18 protein-coding genes are annotated in these 18,000 nt (G+C 67.2%); 4 read left to right on the top strand and 14 right to left on the bottom strand.

What is annotated here, in order from left to right; translation table 11 throughout:
* Positions 1–9: 9 nt before the first annotated feature.
* Positions 10–801, bottom strand: coding sequence for an IclR family transcriptional regulator (locus GGR33_RS03835; RefSeq protein ID WP_183502021.1), 792 nt, complete (start codon positions 799–801; stop codon positions 10–12).
* Between the two features lie 276 nt (positions 802–1,077).
* Between GGR33_RS03835 and tcuC the strand changes: the two genes are divergently transcribed.
* On the top strand, positions 1,078–2,388 hold the full coding sequence (gene tcuC, locus GGR33_RS03830) for an MFS transporter (RefSeq protein WP_183502211.1): 1,311 nt from the start codon (positions 1,078–1,080) through the stop codon (positions 2,386–2,388).
* Between the two features lie 69 nt (positions 2,389–2,457).
* On the opposite strand, the gene GGR33_RS03825 is transcribed toward tcuC, so the two are convergent.
* Genes GGR33_RS03825 through GGR33_RS03790 form a run of 8 tightly spaced genes read right to left on the bottom strand, consistent with a single transcriptional unit; the run spans position 2,458 to position 9,429 of the window.
* Positions 2,458–3,726 carry an MSMEG_0569 family flavin-dependent oxidoreductase gene (locus GGR33_RS03825; RefSeq protein WP_183502020.1) on the bottom strand — a complete coding sequence of 423 codons (1,269 nt, stop codon included), beginning with the start codon at positions 3,724–3,726 and terminating at the stop codon, positions 2,458–2,460.
* Between the two features lie 29 nt (positions 3,727–3,755).
* Positions 3,756–4,037 carry an MSMEG_0570 family nitrogen starvation response protein gene (locus tag GGR33_RS03820; RefSeq protein WP_183502019.1) on the bottom strand — a complete coding sequence of 94 codons (282 nt, stop codon included), beginning with the start codon at positions 4,035–4,037 and terminating at the stop codon, positions 3,756–3,758.
* A complete protein-coding gene (locus GGR33_RS03815) occupies positions 4,030–5,205 on the bottom strand; it encodes an MSMEG_0565 family glycosyltransferase (protein WP_183502018.1) in 1,176 nt (391 codons plus the stop codon). The genes GGR33_RS03820 and GGR33_RS03815 overlap by 8 nt, the downstream gene beginning before the upstream one ends.
* Complete coding sequence (locus GGR33_RS03810; RefSeq protein WP_183502017.1) at positions 5,202–6,191, bottom strand: sll0787 family AIR synthase-like protein; 990 nt, start codon at positions 6,189–6,191, stop codon at positions 5,202–5,204. The genes GGR33_RS03815 and GGR33_RS03810 overlap by 4 nt, the downstream gene beginning before the upstream one ends.
* Positions 6,191–6,736: an MSMEG_0567/Sll0786 family nitrogen starvation N-acetyltransferase gene (locus GGR33_RS03805; protein ID WP_183502016.1), complete on the bottom strand. Its 546-nt coding sequence runs from the start codon at positions 6,734–6,736 to the stop codon at positions 6,191–6,193. Before GGR33_RS03805 ends, GGR33_RS03810 begins: the two co-directional genes overlap by 1 nt.
* The gene (locus tag GGR33_RS03800) at positions 6,733–7,836 is read right to left on the bottom strand and encodes an MSMEG_0568 family radical SAM protein (RefSeq protein ID WP_183502209.1); all 1,104 of its coding nucleotides are present in this window, start codon (positions 7,834–7,836) and stop codon (positions 6,733–6,735) included. The genes GGR33_RS03805 and GGR33_RS03800 overlap by 4 nt, the downstream gene beginning before the upstream one ends.
* Positions 7,781–8,890 (bottom strand): Nit6803 family nitrilase, encoded by a 1,110-nt coding sequence (locus tag GGR33_RS03795; RefSeq protein ID WP_183502015.1) that lies wholly within the window; start codon positions 8,888–8,890, stop codon positions 7,781–7,783. The genes GGR33_RS03800 and GGR33_RS03795 overlap by 56 nt, the downstream gene beginning before the upstream one ends.
* Positions 8,891–8,946: 56 nt before the next feature.
* Entirely contained in the window at positions 8,947–9,429 is a 483-nt protein-coding gene (locus GGR33_RS03790) for an MSMEG_0572/Sll0783 family nitrogen starvation response protein (RefSeq protein ID WP_183502014.1), read from the bottom strand.
* Positions 9,430–9,783: 354 nt separating this feature from the next.
* Between GGR33_RS03790 and GGR33_RS03785 the strand changes: the two genes are divergently transcribed.
* Together GGR33_RS03785 and GGR33_RS03780 are read left to right on the top strand one after the other, a co-directional pair.
* The gene (locus GGR33_RS03785; protein ID WP_246412757.1) at positions 9,784–11,166 is read left to right on the top strand and encodes an aminotransferase-like domain-containing protein; all 1,383 of its coding nucleotides are present in this window, start codon (positions 9,784–9,786) and stop codon (positions 11,164–11,166) included.
* Positions 11,167–11,435: 269 nt separating this feature from the next.
* A complete protein-coding gene (locus GGR33_RS03780; RefSeq protein WP_183502012.1) occupies positions 11,436–12,467 on the top strand; it encodes a transporter in 1,032 nt (343 codons plus the stop codon).
* A 202-nt stretch (positions 12,468–12,669) separates the two neighbouring features.
* On the opposite strand, the gene GGR33_RS03775 is transcribed toward GGR33_RS03780, so the two are convergent.
* The 5 genes from GGR33_RS03775 to GGR33_RS03755 all read right to left on the bottom strand — a co-directional run bounded on the left by GGR33_RS03775 (position 12,670) and on the right by GGR33_RS03755 (position 16,794).
* Positions 12,670–12,879: a hypothetical protein gene (locus GGR33_RS03775; protein WP_183502011.1), complete on the bottom strand. Its 210-nt coding sequence runs from the start codon at positions 12,877–12,879 to the stop codon at positions 12,670–12,672.
* Between the two features lie 161 nt (positions 12,880–13,040).
* Positions 13,041–13,292, bottom strand: coding sequence for a molybdopterin converting factor subunit 1 (gene moaD, locus GGR33_RS03770; protein WP_183502207.1), 252 nt, complete (start codon positions 13,290–13,292; stop codon positions 13,041–13,043).
* A gap of 16 nt (positions 13,293–13,308) precedes the next feature.
* Positions 13,309–13,905 (bottom strand): CDP-diacylglycerol--glycerol-3-phosphate 3-phosphatidyltransferase, encoded by a 597-nt coding sequence (gene pgsA, locus GGR33_RS03765; protein ID WP_246412755.1) that lies wholly within the window; start codon positions 13,903–13,905, stop codon positions 13,309–13,311.
* 58 nt (positions 13,906–13,963) lie between these two features.
* Positions 13,964–16,018 carry an excinuclease ABC subunit UvrC gene (uvrC, locus tag GGR33_RS03760; RefSeq protein WP_183502009.1) on the bottom strand — a complete coding sequence of 685 codons (2,055 nt, stop codon included), beginning with the start codon at positions 16,016–16,018 and terminating at the stop codon, positions 13,964–13,966.
* Positions 16,019–16,071: 53 nt separating this feature from the next.
* Positions 16,072–16,794 (bottom strand): protein phosphatase CheZ, encoded by a 723-nt coding sequence (locus tag GGR33_RS03755; protein ID WP_183502008.1) that lies wholly within the window; start codon positions 16,792–16,794, stop codon positions 16,072–16,074.
* A gap of 349 nt (positions 16,795–17,143) precedes the next feature.
* Here GGR33_RS03755 and GGR33_RS03750 point away from each other — a divergent pair, with 349 nt between their 5' ends.
* A complete protein-coding gene (locus tag GGR33_RS03750) occupies positions 17,144–17,935 on the top strand; it encodes a L,D-transpeptidase (RefSeq protein ID WP_183502007.1) in 792 nt (263 codons plus the stop codon).
* Positions 17,936–18,000: the final 65 nt, after the last annotated feature.

The following is an 18,000-nucleotide window of genomic DNA, read 5'->3' as shown; positions in this document are numbered from 1 at the left end:
CTCCTTCGATCAGACGAATGCGCCCAGGCCGCCGATGCGGACGGGCCGCGGCGCCAGGGCGATGGGGTTGTAGCCCAGCGCACGCGACAGCCCGCGCGCCGCGTCGACCACCACGTCGCTGAAGCGGCGCAGCGCCGTGGGATCGAGGCGGTCGGCGGGGCCGGAGATGCCGATCGCGGCCACGGGCTTGCCCATGGCGTCGTGAACGATCGCAGCCAGGCCGCAGACGCCTTCGCGCCATTCGCCGCGATTGATCGCGAAGCCCTGGACCCGCACCTGTTCCAGCTCCTGCCGGAGGGTGTCGAGATCCGTGATCGTGCGCGAGGTATGGGCGGCGAGCGGATCGGAGAGATGCACCAGCGCGCCCTCCTGATAGGCCAGCAGTGCCTTGCCCGAGGCCACGCAATAGGCCGGTGCGCGGCCGCCGATCGAGGAATAGGCGCGCACCGGATGCGCGCTCTCGATCTTGTGCAGATAGATCACCTCGGCCTTGTCGAGCAGCGAGAGGTGGATGGTCTCCTGGGTCTGCTCGGCCAGGGAGCGCATGAATCGCTCCGCAACCTGCCGCACGTCGACGCGAGACAGCACCGAACTCGCCAACTCGAACAGCTTCAGCGTGCACTCGTAGGTGCCGCTCGGCGTCGCGCGGACATAGCCGGCCGCCACCAGCGTCTGCAGCGTCCGGTGGACATTGCTCTTGGTGAGCTGAAGCGCCCGAGCCAGCTCGCTGACGCCACGAGGCGCGTCGCTGGCTGCGATGTGCTCCAGAACCGTCAGGCCTTTGAGGAGTGTGCTGTCCATCGTTCTGATATCCGATACAGCGTTCTGAGAATTTGATACCTCTGTTCGTTTCGTGGGGTCAAGCGGCGACGTCACACGAACCAGAAGAATTTTTCCGCGGGGAGAACAGGCGAGTCGGAGCACTGCACAATGCTGCTCAATCCAGTTGACGAATAAGAAGACTTCTCATTATTGTAGCAAATCATAGACCGCTGTTCTGAATAATAGAACAACAGGCAGTTGGGTCATCGCGTTTCAGACTTCGAAGCGCTCGAACCGGTGTTATGGGAGGGAATGATGGACGCCACAGTCAAAGGGCCGCCAACCAAGGGTGACGTCGTTCGCGTCGTCAGCGGCAACTTCCTCGAGATGTTCGACTTCATGGTCTACGGCTTCTACGCCTCGGCCGTGGCGCAGGCCGTCTTCCCGAACGACAACGAGTTCGTCTCGCTGATGCTGTCGCTGATGACCTTCGGCATCGGCTTCCTGATGCGCCCGCTCGGGGCCATCGTGCTCGGTGCCTACATCGACCGGCACGGCCGCCGCGCCGGCTTGATCCTCAGCCTCGCCATCATGTCGGTGGGCGTCGCGTTGATCGCCTTCACCCCGACCTACGCCACGATCGGCCTCGCTGCGCCGGCCCTGGTGGTGATCGGACGGCTGCTCCAGGGTTTCTCGGCCGGAGCGGAATCCGGCGGCGTCTCCGTGTATCTCTCGGAGATCGCCACCCCCGGGAACCGCGGCTTCTACGTGAGTTGGCAATCGGCGAGCCAGCAGGTGGCCGTCGTCTTCGCGGCCGTCATCGGCGTGAGCCTACGCGGCCTTCTCACCGAGCAGCAGATGCTGGAATGGGGTTGGCGCATCCCCTTCCTGATCGGCTGCATGATCGTGCCGGTGCTGTTCTGGATCCGCCGCTCGATGCACGAAAGCGAGGAATTCGCGCAGCGCACCAAGCGCCGCCAGCCCACCCTCGGTGAGATCTACGGCTCGCTCGCGCAGAACTGGGCGATCGTGCTGAAGGCCGTGCTGCTCGTCACGCTGACGAGCGTGTTCTTCTACATGATCACCGCCTACACCCCGACTTATGCTCGGCAAGTGTTGGGTTTGAGCGCCAACGACAGCTTCGTCGTCACGGTCTGCGTCGGCGTCGCCAACTTCATCTGGGTGCCGGTGATGGGGGCGGTGTCAGACCGCGTCGGGCGTCTGCCCGTGTTGATCACTTTCTCGGTGTTGATTGCCATCACGGCCTATCCGGTCATGGCCTGGCTCGTGTCCGAGCCTTCGTTCGTACGACTCTTTGCCGTGTTGATGTGGATGTCGTTCCTTTATGGCGGCTACCAAGGCGTCATGGTCGTCACTCTGACCGAAATCATGCCGGCCGAAGTCCGAGCCACCGGGTTCTCCCTCGCCTACAGCTTGGCGCAGGCGATTTTCGGCGGATTTACGCCCGCAGTCTGCACTTATCTCATCCACGAGACCGCAAACCGCGCAATGCCCGGGTTATGGCTGACCTGCGCTGCATTGTTCTCGATCGTCGGAACTCTGACGTTATTTCGAAATGGCGATCTTTTCCGCAGGGCAGCGGCACCGACAACAGTCCCCTCCTGAACGATGTGTGCGGGGCGGCTTGCGGTTATCGGAGCCGCTGCCCGGGCGTCGATCGCGGCCGGCAGCGGCTCAGACCGCGACCTTCATGGCGAACCGCTCGGTCCCGAGCCGTTTCTCGATCGCCTGCACGACGTGCTCCGCATCGCGGCCGACCGCGCCGAACCGGCCCGATCCCCAGGTGTGAAGCCAGGGCAGGCCGATGAAAGAGACTCCGGCCTCGCTCGTGATGCCGCGCGCATGCTTGGGCCGGCCGGCGCCGTTGAACACCGAGGCGTCGAGCCATTTGAAGTCCGGCGTGAAGCCGATGCACCAGACGATCGACGTGATGCCGCTCGCGGCGAGATCGAGCGCGGTCACCGGCTCGCCGGGCTCCCAGACAGGGCTGTAATGATCCTGGCTCGGCGCCTCGACGCCCTTCTCGGCGATGTGCTTGTCGATGGCCGCGTTGATGCCGTTATAGGTCTTGTCGGCCTGATCGAGGGACCGCTTGAGGTTGTCGCGGAAGCGCAGGGCGCCAGCCTCGTAATCCTCCAGCACGCCGTAGAGCGTCATACCCTCGTTGGCGAAGCGGCGCAGGTCGATATCGCGGCCTCCGTCGCGGCCAGTGACGTAGTGGTTGGTGTTGTCGCGGACGCCATCCCGCAGCGGATGCTCGTCCACCGACATCTCGTAATAGCCCATGTCGGCGAGCCACGTGACGACGTCGCGGCCACGGTAGAACCGGGCGCAGCGCGGCGCGTCGCCGACGGCAAGGTGAACCTTACGGCCGGCGAGATGCAGGTCCTCGGCGATCTGCGCGCCGGACTGGCCGGAACCGACCACCAATACCTCGCCCTCCGGTAGCTGGGCCGGGTTGCGGTACTGGTTCGAGTGGATCTGCGTGATCGATCCGGGCAGCTTTTCCGCCATGCGCGGGATGATCGGCGTGTGGTAGCCGCCCGAGGCCACGACGATCTCGTCCGCGGTGTAATCGCCGTCCGAGGTCTCGACGGAAAAGACCCCGTCGGGGCGGCGCTGGACTTGGCGCACCGCGACGCCCTCGCGCATCGGCGGCTTCACCTTGGCGATGAAGCCCTTCAGATACTCGACGATCTCGTCCTTCTTCATGAAGCCGTGCGGGTCCGGCCCGTCATAGGGATGGCCCGGTAGATCGCACTGCCAGTTCGGCGTCACGAGGCAGAACGTGTCCCAGCGCTGGGTCGCCCAGCTATGGGCGGCGCGGTGCTTCTCGAAGACGAGATGGTCGATGCCGCGCTGCTTGAGGTGATAGCTCACCGAGAGGCCGGCCTGGCCGCCTCCGACGATGGCGACGGGGACGTGACGGGAGGTGGAGGTCATGGCCGCAGCTCCTTGCTGGTCCGATTGCTTCAGAGATCGAAGGTCTCGACGGTGACGCGGCCGCCGGGAGCCTGGCGCTCGGCCGCGCTCTCGATGCGAGCGAGCTGGTCCAGGGCGGACGAGCAGGCGAAGCCGTACTTCTCACGCACGCGCTCGCTCGCGATGGTCAGCGCAGTGCGGCTCTTCTCGACGAAGTCGGCGAGGGCGTAGCTCTCGCCCGGCGTCAGGAAGTCCTGCACGACGAGGGAGGGCGAGTAGCAGGCCTCGCGGCGGCCATCCGGCCAGAGCACGTGGAAGCGCATTTCAGGCATGGATCGGCTCCGGTCTCAGGCTGGCGCAGGACGCATAGGCGTCGAGATGGCGCTCGGCGCAGGCGCGCCAGGAATGGGCTGCGGCCCGCTTGAAGCCGGCCGCACGGAGGGCGGCACGGATCTCCGGCACCAGGGTCGAGGCCATGGCCCCGGCGATGTCGCGCGGCCTGGCCGGATCGACGAAGAGTGCGTCGCCGGGCTCCAGATATTCCGTGAAGGGCGGCAGGCGGGAGACGATGGCGGACGTGCCGCAGGCCATCGCCTCGAGCACGCAGAGCCCGAAACCCTCGCGCCAGGACGGGAAGGCGAGCATGTCCGCCACCCGGTACAGGGCCGGCATCTGATCGTTCGGGACCGGCCCCGTCACGACCACGGGCTTGCCCGGCCCGGTGGCGAGGCCGAGGGCATCGAGCGTCGCGAGGCAGCGGGCGCGGTAGGGGGTATGATCGAGCAGCGAGGCGCCTCCGGCCAGGACGAGCTGGGCGCCGGGATGGGTCTCGCGAAGGCGCGCGAAGGCCTCGATGGTGCCTGCGGTGTTCTTGCGCTCCTCCAGGCCGCCGATGCCGAGCACGATCGGACCTGCTCCGAGACCCCAGCGCTCGCGCACCACGGCATCCGCCTCGGTCGGCCGGTCCTGGAAGGCGTCGAGGTCGACGCCGTTGCCGACGATTTCGGCCTCCGCTCCGAACTCGTCGCCGATCCAATCGGCCCAGACCCGGCTGACGCAGAGCAGGCGCGTCGCCTCGCGCACGGCCCGGTCCTGCCACTCGGCGATCGACGGGTCGTCGAAGTGGTCGAGATGATGGACGGTACGAACGAAGCCCGGGATCAGGCGGCGATGCTTGAGGGTGGCGAGCGCGTTGCCGCCGATGCCGTCATGGCAATGGAAGACGTCGAAATCGCAGGCCGCAGGCGAGCCGAAATGGCGCAGGTAGTCGTTGATGCGGGTCCGCACGAGATCGGCGGTCGTGCCGTCGATGGGCTTGGCCGCGACGGAGATCGTCGGGCAGCGGGCGTCGCGAAAAAAACCTTCCCCGGTAGTGTCGGGTGCGTGCACCACCGCCTCGTGTCCCATGGCGCAGAGCGCCTCGGCCAGCGACAGGCAATGCGCGACGCCGCCGCGCGGATTGACCGAATGGGTCAGGATGGCGATGCGCAGCGGCCTCATGGCGACGGCTCCGCCGCGCCGCAGCCGATCAGCGGACCGGCCAGGAAATCCCAGACCACCGCCTCGTCTCCGCCGGCATCGCACACGCGCGCCACCCGGCTCGCATCGATGGTGCCGATGGTCGCTGCCGCGATGCCGCGCTCCGAGAACCGCGACAGCACCTCGGGCGTGCGGTCGGGCCGGACGCTGAGGAGGTAGCCGAAGCTCGGGAAGGCCGTGAGCCAGCGGGCGAGCGGGACGTCGCTGGGCCGCGGGATCGCGTCGAGGTCGATCAGGCCACCGACGCCCGAGCATTCGAGCAGCATCAGCGCGGTGCCGACGATGCCGGCCATGCTGATGTCCTTGGCAGCCTTGCAGAGGCCGCCCTCGGCGAGACCCGGCAGCAGGGCGAGATCGCCGCGCAACCGCTCTGCCGGCGAGCCGGTGGAGGCATCCCAATAGGGGTTCGGCTCACGGAAGCGGCCGCGCAGGTCGATCACCGCGACGAGGTCGTCGCCGGGCCGTGCGTCGAAGCTGGTGAGCAGGCGCGGCCCCGCCTTGCCGAGCACCGCCACGGCCAGGTTGCCCGCCTCGGCGCGGGTGTTGGTATGGCCGCCGACTACAGGCACGCCGTAGATCGCCGCCGCGTCGGCGAGGCCCGCGAGAACCGGGTCAGCCTGGGTCGCATCGCGGCTCCAGAGCGCGTCGACCACCGCGATCGGCCGTCCGCCCATGGCGGCGACGTCGCTGAGGTTGACCATGACGCCGCAATAGCCGGCAAAATACGGATCGGCGGCGACGAAGGAGTCGATGAATCCTTCGATGGCGAGCAGCAAATGCTCGTCGCCGTTGGGGATCGCGGCGCAATCGTCGCCGACCGGAACGGCGGCGTCGCGGCTGCCGAGCCCGAGCCGCGTGACCACCGCATCGATGTCGCGCTTGTGCGCAACGCCGCGCGCGTCGCGGATCTGGCGGGCCAGGGCCTCGATGTCGACGGCCACGCTCATCACGCCGCCTTGCGCAGAGTGACGAGCCCGGTCTCGGGGTCGCGCATCGGCGGATAGGCAGCGAGATCCGCCTGCATCAGGTGATGCGGACGCCCATGCAGGTCGAGCGCGTCGAGACTCTCCCAATGCAGGGCCTGGAACAGTGCCACGTTGCGCTCCTGCACATGGGCCAGGAAACGCGTGCAGCCCCGCGCATGGGCCGAGGAGACGGCGACCTGGATCAGGCCGGCCCCGAGGGCGGCCGTGCCGCGAAATGCCTTCGACACGGCAAGACGCGAGCCCCACCACTCGCCGGGCCGCTTGGCAACCTCGTGGATGCGTACCGTGCCGACGACGGCATCGGTCTCGCCGCCGAGGGTCGAGAGAGCGCAGATAGGGATGGCGTGACCGTCGATCGTATCGCGGTCGTCGCCCTCGAAGATGCCCTGCTCGGTGCAGAAGACCTGCCGGCGAAGCGCCGCGCAGGCCTGTCGCTCCCAGGGCGCGGTGGCGAACTTCACGTGGAAGTAGCTTGGGCGATAGGCCGGAAAGGGCTCGAAGATCATGCCGCGACCCTCGTGCGCTCGTAGCTCGACAGAGCCGAGCAGGCGCCGCAGCGACCGCAGCCAGCCTTGATCTCGGTGGAGCGAAGCCCTGCGCGTTCCAACATCTGCGAGAGCGGCTGCAGGATCGCGTGAACGAAATCGGGGCTCGGCGAGGGATGGCTCTCGAGCGGCGTGCCGGAGATCGGCACGAAGGGCACCACGAAGGGATAGACGCCCATGCCGATCAGGCGCTCGGACATCGCCAGGATCGCCTCTGGCGTGTCGCCGAGGCCGGCCAGGATGTAGGTCGAGACCTGGCCGCGACCGAAGACCGGAACGGCCGCCTCGAAGGCCGAGTAGTACCGCTCCAGAGGCACGCTCGCCTTGCCCGGCATGATGCGGGCGCGCACCTCCGGCGTGACGGCTTCGAGATGCATGCCGAGCGCGTCGATCCCGGAGGCCTTCATGCGCTCGAACCAGCGGTCGTCGTCCGGCGGCTCGCACTGGCCCTGGATCGGCAGGTCGACGGCGGCCTTCACGGCAAAGGCGCTCTCGCAGAGCACCGCGGCGCCACGATCGGTGGCATTCGGCGTGCCGGTGGTCATCACCATGTGCTTCACGCCGTCGAGCAGCACCGCGGCGCGGGCGACCTCGGCGAGCTGCGCCGGGCTCTTGTGCGCGATGGTACGTCCGGCCGCGAGGGACTGGCCGATCGAGCAGAACTGGCAGGTCTTGGTGCGGCTCTGGTAGCGGATGCAGGTCTGCAGGATCGTCGTGGCCAGGACGTCGCGCCCGTGCAGCACCGCGATCTTCGAATAGGGCACGCCGTCGAAGGTCGAGAGCCCGTAGAAGCGCGGCTTGCCCGGGAAGGTCACCCGGCCGATCACCGCGCCGTCATGCTCGATCTCCGAGAAGCCGTCGGGGCCTGGACGGCGGACCAGGAACGGCGACTCGAAGGCCGGGGCGGTGTGCACCGGGACCATCACCGTGCGGCCGGCGATGGTCATCGCCTTGTGGTCGGACGGCCCGGCCCCGCCGCGGCGGCTCGCGACGCCGGCGGAGGTGTCAGCCAGCCTGACTCCGAAGGACTGCAAGGCGTTGATCAGGCGCTCGGTCGGCATGCCCGCCGCCATCACAGAGGCTTCCGGAGGCGGCGAGGGCGAGAGAGGGCTGGTCAGAAGCGGGCTGTCGCTCATGATCGCGATTCCTGGTGCCGGAGGATGTCGGGGCAGTCTCGAAGTCGGCCGAGGCATGGACCGGCGCGGCGGGGCGCCGGTCGTGGTTGAGGCTGAGCAGTTCCGGCCGGGCGTAGTGGCCGACGGAATCCATCATCCGCTTGCGCTTGGTGACGAGGGCGAGGTCCATGTCCGCGATCAGGATGCCCTCGCCGGGTCCGAGCGGGTCGGCGAGATGCCGGCCCTCGGGGGAGACGATCGCCGTGCAGTTGCCGCCGCGGCAGGCCCCGCGCAGGCGCTCGTCCGGGCAGACGGCAGCGACCTGTTCGTCGGTGAGCCAGCCGGTGGCATTGACGACGAAGCAGCCGGCCTCCAGCGCGTGGTGCCGGATCGTCACCTCCATCTGGTCGGCGAAAATCTGGCCGACGAGGGAGCCCGGGAACTGCGCCGCGTGGATCTCCTCGTGCTGCGCCATCAGCGCGTAGCGGGCGAGGGGATTGTAATGCTCCCAGCAGGCCAGCGCTCCGACGCGCCCGACGGTGGTGTCGACGACCGCGAGGCCGGCGCCGTCGCCCTGACCCCAGATCATGCGCTCGTGATAGGTCGGCGTGATCTTGCGGCGCTTGAGCTTCAGCGTGCCGTCGGCATCGAAGATCAGCTGCGCGTTGTAGAGCGAGCCGTGGTCGCGCTCGTTGATGCCGAGCACCACCACCGCGCCGTGCCGCCGCGCCGCGGCGGAGACCGCCTGCGTGACCGGTCCCGGCACGGTCGGCGCGCGGTCATAGAGGCGCAGATGCTCCGCGCCCTGTAGGGCCGGCGGCAGCACGAAGGAGAAATACGGGTAGTAGGGGACGAAGGTCTCCGGAAAGACCATGAAGCGCGCGCCCTTGGCAGCGGCCTCGTCGATGGCGTTGAGGACGCGCTCGAGCGTCCCGTCCGGGTTCTCGAGGTCCGGCGCGATCTGGACGGCAGCGGCCCGCACGATCCGGTTCTCTGACATGGCGTGACTCCGGCTTGGGCGGCGGCCGCGAGCGTGCGGCCGCCGGGGTGGTCGCGTCAGAGGGTCCAGGTGTCGATGATCACCGCGTTGTCGCGCTTGTGCAGGAGCGACAGGTCGAGGACGTCGAGCGGGCTGATCGGCCGGATGCCCTCGATCAGCGAGGGCTCGCCATGGCCGTAGAGGGCCTGAAGGGCGAAACGGCAGGCATAGACCTTGCCGCCTTCCGAGATGAACTTCGCGATCTGGTTGTTGAAGTTCTGGTGGCCCGGGAAGGCCTCGTCGCCGAGCGTCGGGAAGCCGCGCTGGATGCCCAGCGTCACGCCCGGCCCGTAAAGCAGGATCGAGGTCTCGAAGCCCTTGCGCAGCAGGCGGGTCGCCTGGAGCAGGTTCACGAAGCCGATCGAGCCCTCGAAGGCGACGGTGTGGAAGGTGACGAGCGCCTTTTGACCGGGCTCTGCTTTCACATCCTCGAAGACCTTCTCCTCGTAATCGACGAAGAAGTCGCCCTTCTTGTGCTGTTCGTGAGTGACGGCCGGCATGTGTGTGCTCCCTGATCTTGCTCCGCAGCGAGCCCCGCTGCCGATCGAACAGGGAATGGCAAGGCCCGTGCCAGCACCGAGATCCGATCAAGTCCAGGCGAGTTTCGCTCATAAATCCGTTCAATTAGCCCGAAGATACGATCAATCACGTGCTGTTCATGAATTGAGCATCGCGCATATTTCGCATGCATGAACTGCATCAATCCCAGTCTCTATTTGACTGGATTGAATTGATCTCTCGAAATTATCGCAACGAGCACCATTTCTTTCGTCGCATTGATGCGATCGGCATGGAGCTTGCTATCCATTCAATACTGAATTGACCGGATCAAAGGCTGGATGGATGCCGCGGGCATGATTTCCTGGAACCCGGACCTCAGACGATGGGGCAAGCCGCACTACCTCGCGATCGTCGAGGCGCTGGCCGAGGACGTCCGTACCGGTCGGCTCGCGGTGGGGACGCGGCTGCCGCCGCAGCGCGCCCTGGCCGAGGCGCTCGATCTCAACTTCACCACGGTGGCGCGCGGCTACGTCGAGGCGCAGAAGCGCGGTCTCGTAGAAGGACGCGTCGGGCAGGGCACCTTCGTGACGGATCCGGCCGGGCGCGAACGGGCGGCTCCACCGGCTCATCGCGGCGCGGTCGACTTCACGATGAATCTGCCGCCGGAACCGGATGACCCCGCGCTCATCGCGCGGATGCGCGCCGGCTATGCCGCGCTCGCCGCGGAGCTTCCGAACCTGCTGCGCTACCAGGGCTTCGGGGGGACCGAGCACGACAAGGCGGCGGCCTTGCGCTGGCTCAGCCGCCGCGGCGTCATCGCGACCTCGGACCGGCTGCTGATCTGCCCCGGCACGCACAGCGCGCTCGGCGCGATCCTCGACACCGTTGCGCAACCGGGAGACGCGATCTGCGTCGAACGGCTGACCTATCCCGGCATCCGCGCACTCGCTGCTCGGCGTGGGCTACAGCTCGTCGACCTGCCGATCGATGAGGACGGCGTCGACCCGGAGGCCTTCGCAGCCGCCTGCACGCGCGCGGCTCCCAAGGCCATCTACCTCAACCCGCTCCTGCAGAATCCGACCACCGCCACGATCAAGCGAGGACGGCGCCAAGCCATCATTGAGGTAGCCCGACGCTACGCCGTCACAATCATCGAGGACGACGCCTACGCCTTCGTCTGCCCGACGCCGCCGCCGAGCTTCGCGACGCTGGCGCCCGAGATCACCTATTACATCGCCGGACTGGCCAAGTGCCTCGGCGCGGGCCTGCGCATCGCCTATCTGGTCGCCCCGAACGCCCGCGCCTCGTTACCCCTGGCCGCCGCTTTGCGCGCGACGGCCGTGATGGCCTCGCCACTAACCACGTCCCTGGCGACCCGCTGGATCGACGACGGGACGGCGGAGGCGGTCCTCGGCTTCATCCGCACGGAGTCGCGCAACCGCCAGTCGATCGCCGCACGGCTCCTACCGCCAGAGCTGGTCCAGGCCGATCCTCATGGCTTCCACCTCTGGCTCTCGCTGCCGGAAGGCTGGACGCGCTCGGCCTTCGCGAGCCAGGCCCGCGCCGTCGGCCTCGGTGTCGTCGGCAGCGATGCCTTCTGCACCTCCGGAAAGCCGCCGGAAGCCGCGCGGGTCTGCCTCGGAGGGCTGGCCACCCGCGCCGAGATCACCCAGGCTCTCGAAGTCATGGCCCACGTACTCGAGCAGTCGCCGGCCTTGGCCTCGGCCTACATTTGAATGGGAGGCGCCCCGAGGCAGGAGCTGTCCGGGCGTCGTCACATCGAGATGTGCTCTTCTTGCAACGACACGCGTTTCATCATTCTTCGAAGATGATTTTGAGTAGACTCAAGCAAATCGCAGTGCACAATAACTGTATAGACTAGAAAAACAGTCAAATTGAATGCTTTTCCGGTCAATGATTGCTGAGTGATCATTGACTCACCCAACGCAGCCGGTGGCTGTGGCCGATGTCGGCTGCTCGAAACTCAACAAAAAGGGGTCTGACCATGAAGCATATTCTCGCGACGGGAGCACTCTCGCTCTCGCTCGGTCTGGCGGCGACGGGCGCCTTCGCCCAGGCGACGACGATCCCCGGCGAGCAGGTCGGCCTTGCCGTCGGCGCTCCGCTGCCAGAGGGCGTCTACGCTATCGACACCTTCATCTACCGCTCGCCCAGCGCGCCCTCGTCGACCCTGACGGGTGCCGCCGACACCTCGATCAACGTCCCGGTCCTCGTCTGGTCGACGCCCTGGACGCCGCTCGGCGGTCGCCTCGAGCTCCTAGCCGCGCAGCCGACCGTCTCCGCCTACGGTCGCGCAGGCGGAGCGACCGGTGTCCGCGATCTCTCGGTCAATGTCGGCACCCTGCTCGGCGGCATCTGGGCGTTCGATCTCGGCAACAATTTCGGCGTCAGCCTTCTCGGCGCCGTCCACCTGAACGACCTCGATGCCGACCGCGGCGTGGTGCGGCTGAACAATGGCACGTTCGCCGGGGCACCGCTGCTACCGCAGCTCTCCTCGAACACCTACCGCATCGGCTTCGCGGGCAGCTACACCGGCGCCGGCTACAATCTCACCGCCAACCTGACCTACAACTTCTACGACTCGCCCGGAAAATTCGACGGTGCGAACCTCCCGGGCTTCAACACCCGTGGCCCATTCCGGATCTCGGACGCGCTGCTCCTCGACCTGACCGCGACCAAGAAGTTCGACCTTTTCAACGAGGGCAAGGCGAAATTCGAGATCGGCCCGGTCGCCTATGGCGCGATCAATCTGGATCCCAGCGCCACGGCCGGCATCTTCGGCACCCAGAGCGGGCGTGCCGGCCGTTTCGCGGTCGGTGGCCTCATCGGCTACGATTTCGGGAAGTTCTCGGTGCAGGCCATCGTCGCGACGGACGTCGTCTCGACGGTCACCTACGCCCAGCCCATCACCGGCATCACCAAGACCAACTACAGCACGGACGGCATGTTTCGCGTGATCGTGCCGCTCTACAATCCCCCGGCACCGGCCCCGATCGCGGTCGTCAGCAAGTACTGACGAGGGGCGAACTCAGACGCGGAAAGGCTGTCGCGGCTGCCGGATGACGGCGCCGGGACGGCCTCCGCCAGACGATCGACGTGTCTCACCTTCCCAAGGTCGGCGCGCGATAGGGACCGGGCGATCAAGTCTCAACAGCTCCCGCCCGGTCCCACCTCGAATAGTATAACCAGGACCCAGGCAGGTCCTCGATTGCCGCCGCCTAGCGGCCGCCCGCCTCTGCCATGGGTGCAGCGTCTGGTTTCGACGATGCGGAATAGGACTCGAGCAGCCTGATCGCGGCCGCGAGCTCGCCCATGGCCTCCCGGGCCACGATGATCCCGTGCCGCTCGTACACGGCCTTCAAGGCTTCCTCGGCGAAGGTCGCCGCGTAGATCAGTTTGGCCAGATCCTCTTGAGGCACATCCGCCATCGATCACCCCCTTATCGCCGCGCGCTCGGCCTTTAGCATAGCTCCCTGCGTTTTCCCTGCTTCCCGATGTCCCGGCGACCGCCGGTCGTTCGCGCGGCGAGGATCGAGCGGCCGAGACCGTTCCCGGCGCCCCGGCGGAGTGTCTCTTTGACCCGCTCGGGTCAGCCGCCGGTCATCGGTGGGAAGAACGCGATTTCCTGGGCTCCCGCGATCGGGCTGTCGGTGCGGGCATGGACGCGATCGATGGCAGCGCGCACCACACCCTCGTTCTCGAAGGCGTAGGCGTATTCCTCACCGCGGCTCTTGAGCCAGGCGACGAGGTCGGCGACGGTCCTGGCTTCAGCGGGCAGCGCGACGGTTTCCTCGGCCTTGCCGACCCGTTCACGGACCCAGGCGAAATACACGAGCTTCACGGCGACCCCGACCACCTCAAGGCTCGTCGATGACGTGCCTGATACCGGCTCTCATATAATCCCAGCCGGTATAGAGCGTCAGAGCCGCGGCGATCCACAAGAGCACGAGGCCGATGGTGACCGTGCCTGGCAGGATGGTCTCGCCGGCCGGCCCCGCGACGAGGAAGCCGAGCGAGACGAGTTGCACGGTGGTCTTGTATTTCGCGACCTTGCTGACCGGCACGCCGACCTTCAGTTCGGCGAGATATTCGCGCAAGCCCGAGACCAGCACCTCGCGGCATAGGATGACGATCGCCGCCCAGACGGATGTGCCGCCGATGGTGTGGTCGGCCACCAGCATCAGCAGGCAGGCCGCGACCAGCAGCTTGTCGGCGATGGGATCGAGCATACGCCCGAGTGCCGAACTCTGCGCGTAGGTGCGGGCGACGTAGCCGTCGAGATAGTCGGTGATGCCAGCCGCGATGAAGACGCCGAGTGCCGCGAAGCGGGCCGTGTGCTCCTCGGGCCAGAACAACAGCGCCACCAGCACCGGGACCGCGACGAGGCGGCCATAGGTCAGGCAATTCGCCAGCGTCCAGGCCTGCGAGCGCCTCTGAGGAAAGACCGCGTTCATCGGCGCGGAGAAATCACGCGCCCGCGAGGGCGTCAACCGTGGCGTTTGAGACGTGGGCTCAGGCGTTTGCATGGAAGAAGTCGTAGACGGCCCTTGCCGTGGCGGCATTCACGCCGGGAGCCTGGGCGAGGTCCTCCAAGGCGGCGCGCTGGATCGCCTTCACGGTCCCGAAGTGGTGGAGCAGCGCGCGCTTGCGCGTCGGCCCGATGCCGGCGATCTCGTCGAGGGGGTTGCGGACGAGTTCACGCTTGCGCTTGGCCCGGTGGGTGCCGATGGCGAAGCGATGGGCCTCGTCGCGCAGGCGCTGGACGAAATACAGCGTCGGGTCGCGCGGCGGCAGCTTGAACGGTGCCTTGCCCGGGATGAAGAAGGTCTCGCGGCCGGCATCGCGGTCGCGTCCCTTGGCGATGCCGGCCAGCGCGACGTCGGTGACGCCGACCTCTTCCAGCATCGAACGCGCCGCTTCGAGCTGACCTTTGCCACCGTCTATCAGGACGAGGTCGGGCCAGGCCGGAAACGCGTCGCCGTCGACCTCCGGTTCTGGGACGGGCTCAGGCGCGCCGCCCTCCGCCGCAGCGACGGCCGCCTCCTTGGGCGTGCGCGGCGCCTCCTTGACCAGACGCCTGAAGCGGCGATGCAGCACCTCGCGCATCATCCCGAAATCGTCGCCGGGGGCGAGTTCCTCCGACTTGATCGTGAAGGTGCGGTAATGCGTCTTCATGAAGCCGGTCGGCCCGGCGACGATCATCGCGCCGACGGCATTCGTGCCGGAGATGTGCGAGTTGTCGTAGACCTCGATCCGCCGCGGAGCCTTGTCGAGCCCGAAGGCCTGGCCGAGCGCCGCGAGCAGTTTGCCCTGCGACGCCGTGTCCGCGAGCCGGCGGCCGAGGGCCTCCTTGGCATTGCGCTGCGCGTAATCGACCAGCGCCTTGCGCTCCCCGCGCTGCGGCTGGTGTATCTCGACGCGGTACTCGACGCGGCTCGACAGGGCGGCAGCGACGAGTTCGGCATCCTCGATGGCATGGCTGACCAGGACCGCACGCGGAGCCGGCTTATCGTCGTAGAACTGGCCGATGAAGGAGGCGAGCACCTCGTCAGGGCTCATGCTTCTGTCGGCCTTGGGGAAATAGGCGCGGTTGCCCCAGTTCTGGTGGTTCCGGAAGAAGAACACCTCGATGCAGAACTGGCCAGCCTGCTCGTCGAGGGCGAAGACGTCGGCCTCCTCGACGCCCTGCGTGTTCACGCCCTGCGTGCCCTGGATCGTCGAGAGCGCGGCGATCCGGTCGCGGAAGCGCGCGGCGCGCTCGAACTCCATCGCGTCCGAGGCCTCCTGCATCGACTCGCGCATCCGGTCCTTCACGGCATTGGACTTGCCGGAGAGGAAGGCCTGCGCGTTCTCGGCGAGCCCGGCATAGTCCCCCTCGGAAATCTCGCCGGTGCAGGGGCCGGAGCAACGCTTGATCTGGAAGAGCAGGCAGGGCCGGCTACGGTTCTCGTAGTAGCTGTCCGAGCAGGTGCGCAGCAGGAAGGCGCGCTGCAGCGCGTTCACCGTGCGGTTCACCGCCCAGACGCTGGCGAAGGGGCCATAATAACTGCCTTTCCGCCGCCGCGCGCCGCGATGTTTGACGATCTGCGGAGCCGGCCCGTCGGCGGTGAGCAGGATGTAGGGAAACGACTTGTCGTCCCGCATCAGCACGTTGAAGCGGGGCTTCAGCTGCTTGATGAGGTTGGCCTCGAGCAGCAGGGCCTCGGTCTCGGTGGCGGTGGTGACGAACTCCATCGCCGCCGTCTGCGAAATCATGCGGGCGATGCGATTGGAATGCGCCTGGCCGCGGGCATAGGAGCCGACGCGCGCCTTCAGGTTCTTGGCCTTGCCGACGTAGAGGACGTCTCCCTTGTGGTCGAACATCCTGTAGACGCCGGGCGAACCCGGCAGGGTCGACCAGAAGCGCTTGATGACCTCGGTGCCGGCCGCGACCGCGCCGGGCTCGAAATCGAAGTCGATCTCGGCGGCATCGTCGAGAGCGGGAGCCTCCGGCTCCTCGTCCTCGGCGGCATCGAACCCGTCGGGGGGAACGTCGCCTTGGTTCGATCGGGGTCCGGGCCGGCTCATGGCCCCGATGTAAGGCCCGGCGATTCCGCTTGGAAGGGCCGGGCGTGCCTGGATCAGTTGAACAGGGCGTCGATGTCCGACTGATCGACGTGGCCGGGATCCTCGTCGAGCTTCGGCCCGTTCAGCAGCGACTTCTCGTCGTTGATGTCGACCGTGGGCGCGTCGACCGTGACCAGTTCGCGGAAGCTGTCGAGTCCGCTCCAGGCCTCGATCATGCGGTCGAGATGCTCCTCGACGAACTTCAGCACGCTGACGATCTTGCTGATGCGCTGGCCGGTCAGGTCCTGGAAGTTGCAGGCTTCGTAGGCGACGATGACGCGTTCGAGGATGACGTCGACGTGGGCCTGCGTCGCCTGCGGAAGGCGCTGGCCGCGCAGCATGTTGGCGTTGGTCTCGATCTCCTCGATCGCGCCGAGGATGGTCGAGGTGGCAGCCTCGGTCGATTCCACCACGGCGTCGAGTTCACCCGCGACGCGGCGCATGCCCTTGCCGGCGCTGTCCGAGCGGTGGAGGTTCGCGATCTCCTGCTTGGTGCGCGTGATCGCGTCCTTCATCAGGTCGAGCTCGGAGCGCATGGCGAAGGCCTCGCTCAGCTCGCGGCGACAGGCATCGACGGTCTCGCCGGCGCTGGCCTGCGTGAGGCGCTTGAGATCCTGGATCGCGGAGAGGATCTCATCGAGCTGGGCCGCTCGGGCCGGCGACGCCGCCGCCGACTCGGCCTGCATGTCGAGACTCAGGCCGAGGGTATCCTCGATGCGGTAGCGTTTTGCGGTCATCGGTCGGCTTCGGCCCATAGCAGGGATGGCAGGTGAAAATCCCGCAAAACGGTTTCCAATTGCTGAAAGAATGCGGCGGAGCTCGCGCATTTACCGTCCGTTCACGACGAATCGTCTCGTCCGCAGGCCGAACATGATCTGCGGGCCACTCGGCGCAAGCCGCTTCTTGCCAACAAGTCACTGAAATCGATCGGATTTTTGTTAAGGTTGCCGTGGGATGCATTCCGGAACGTCGTGAACGATTCACCACGTTCCTTCACCGCTTTCTCGCACCGCCCGGCGAAGCTCGTTCCAGACAACCCCGCGTCAGCCCCGCCGGCTGTCCCGGGCGCGATGAGGACGACATGCGATGCGTTTGACGGTGACTCTGTGCGCGGCCGGGATCGCCGGCATTCTCTCGGCGACGGCTGCGCAAGCTCAGTCGCAGTCCGGCCAATACGGCGGTGGCTTCATCGAATATCTGGTGACGGGCGGCGGCCCTGCGCCGGCTCGTGCACGGGGTCCCGTCTTGCGTGACGATGGCGTGTTGCCGCGCCACCCGGCGGCCTACGGCTATGGCGGCCCGGACGCGATGCGCTATCCCGACGGCGATCCCTATTCCGGCAACAGCCCCGAAGCGTCGTTGCCCCCGCGGACGCGCCTCGCCGCCCTCCCCCCGCAGGCGGCGCCCCAGGAGGCCGCGATCGGCCGTGCGGTGGACCCGCGCTACGAGCGCCAGGTCGTCGAGTTTTCCGGTGGCCAGCGCCCCGGCTCGATCGTGATCGATACGAACGCCAAGTATCTCTATCTCGTGCAGGGCGGCGGCCGCGCCGTCCGCTACGGCATCGGCGTCGGTCGGCCCGGTTTCCTCTGGCACGGCACCAAGACGATCAGCGCCAAGCGCGAATGGCCGGATTGGACTCCGCCGGCCGAGATGCTGCTGCGCCGCCCCGATCTGCCACGTCACATGGAAGGTGGCCCGGCCAACCCGCTCGGCGCCCGCGCCATGTATCTCGGCTCGTCGCTCTACCGCATCCACGGCACCAACGAGCCGCACACGATCGGCCAAGCGGTCTCGTCGGGCTGCATCCGGATGATGAACGAGGACGTCATCGACCTCTACGAGCGGACGCCGGTCGGCACGCGCGTCGAAGTGATCTGACGATCACGGCGACGAAAAAGGCCCCGGTGTAGATCGCTCCACACCAGGGCCCTTTTTGTTTTGCG

The sequence above is a fragment of the Methylobacterium brachythecii genome (assembly GCF_014196345.1).
In the GTDB taxonomy this organism is placed as follows: Bacteria; Pseudomonadota; Alphaproteobacteria; order Rhizobiales; family Beijerinckiaceae; genus Methylobacterium; species Methylobacterium brachythecii.
Note: the sequence above shows the minus strand (reverse complement) of the source record. Positions and strands in the feature narration are given on the sequence as shown.

What these genes read in the sequence shown, in the direction of transcription:
- GGR33_RS03790 (WP_183502014.1), bottom strand. Translation starts at nt 9,429, where the DNA reads ATGCCGGCCGTCACTCACGAACAGCACAAGAAGGGCGACTTCTTCGTC.
- uvrC (WP_183502009.1), bottom strand. Translation starts at nt 16,018, where the DNA reads ATGAGCCGGCCCGGACCCCGATCGAACCAAGGCGACGTTCCCCCCGAC.
- GGR33_RS03775 (WP_183502011.1), bottom strand. Translation starts at nt 12,879, where the DNA reads ATGGCGGATGTGCCTCAAGAGGATCTGGCCAAACTGATCTACGCGGCG.
- GGR33_RS03785 (WP_246412757.1), top strand. Translation starts at nt 9,784, where the DNA reads ATGATTTCCTGGAACCCGGACCTCAGACGATGGGGCAAGCCGCACTAC.
- pgsA (WP_246412755.1), bottom strand. Translation starts at nt 13,905, where the DNA reads ATGAACGCGGTCTTTCCTCAGAGGCGCTCGCAGGCCTGGACGCTGGCG.
- GGR33_RS03810 (WP_183502017.1), bottom strand. Translation starts at nt 6,191, where the DNA reads ATGAGCGTGGCCGTCGACATCGAGGCCCTGGCCCGCCAGATCCGCGAC.
- GGR33_RS03815 (WP_183502018.1), bottom strand. Translation starts at nt 5,205, where the DNA reads ATGAGGCCGCTGCGCATCGCCATCCTGACCCATTCGGTCAATCCGCGC.
- GGR33_RS03820 (WP_183502019.1), bottom strand. Translation starts at nt 4,037, where the DNA reads ATGCCTGAAATGCGCTTCCACGTGCTCTGGCCGGATGGCCGCCGCGAG.
- GGR33_RS03835 (WP_183502021.1), bottom strand. Translation starts at nt 801, where the DNA reads ATGGACAGCACACTCCTCAAAGGCCTGACGGTTCTGGAGCACATCGCA.
- GGR33_RS03825 (WP_183502020.1), bottom strand. Translation starts at nt 3,726, where the DNA reads ATGACCTCCACCTCCCGTCACGTCCCCGTCGCCATCGTCGGAGGCGGC.
- GGR33_RS03780 (WP_183502012.1), top strand. Translation starts at nt 11,436, where the DNA reads ATGAAGCATATTCTCGCGACGGGAGCACTCTCGCTCTCGCTCGGTCTG.
- GGR33_RS03805 (WP_183502016.1), bottom strand. Translation starts at nt 6,736, where the DNA reads ATGATCTTCGAGCCCTTTCCGGCCTATCGCCCAAGCTACTTCCACGTG.
- GGR33_RS03800 (WP_183502209.1), bottom strand. Translation starts at nt 7,836, where the DNA reads ATGCCGACCGAGCGCCTGATCAACGCCTTGCAGTCCTTCGGAGTCAGG.
- GGR33_RS03795 (WP_183502015.1), bottom strand. Translation starts at nt 8,890, where the DNA reads ATGTCAGAGAACCGGATCGTGCGGGCCGCTGCCGTCCAGATCGCGCCG.
- GGR33_RS03750 (WP_183502007.1), top strand. Translation starts at nt 17,144, where the DNA reads ATGCGTTTGACGGTGACTCTGTGCGCGGCCGGGATCGCCGGCATTCTC.
- GGR33_RS03755 (WP_183502008.1), bottom strand. Translation starts at nt 16,794, where the DNA reads ATGACCGCAAAACGCTACCGCATCGAGGATACCCTCGGCCTGAGTCTC.
- tcuC (WP_183502211.1), top strand. Translation starts at nt 1,078, where the DNA reads ATGGACGCCACAGTCAAAGGGCCGCCAACCAAGGGTGACGTCGTTCGC.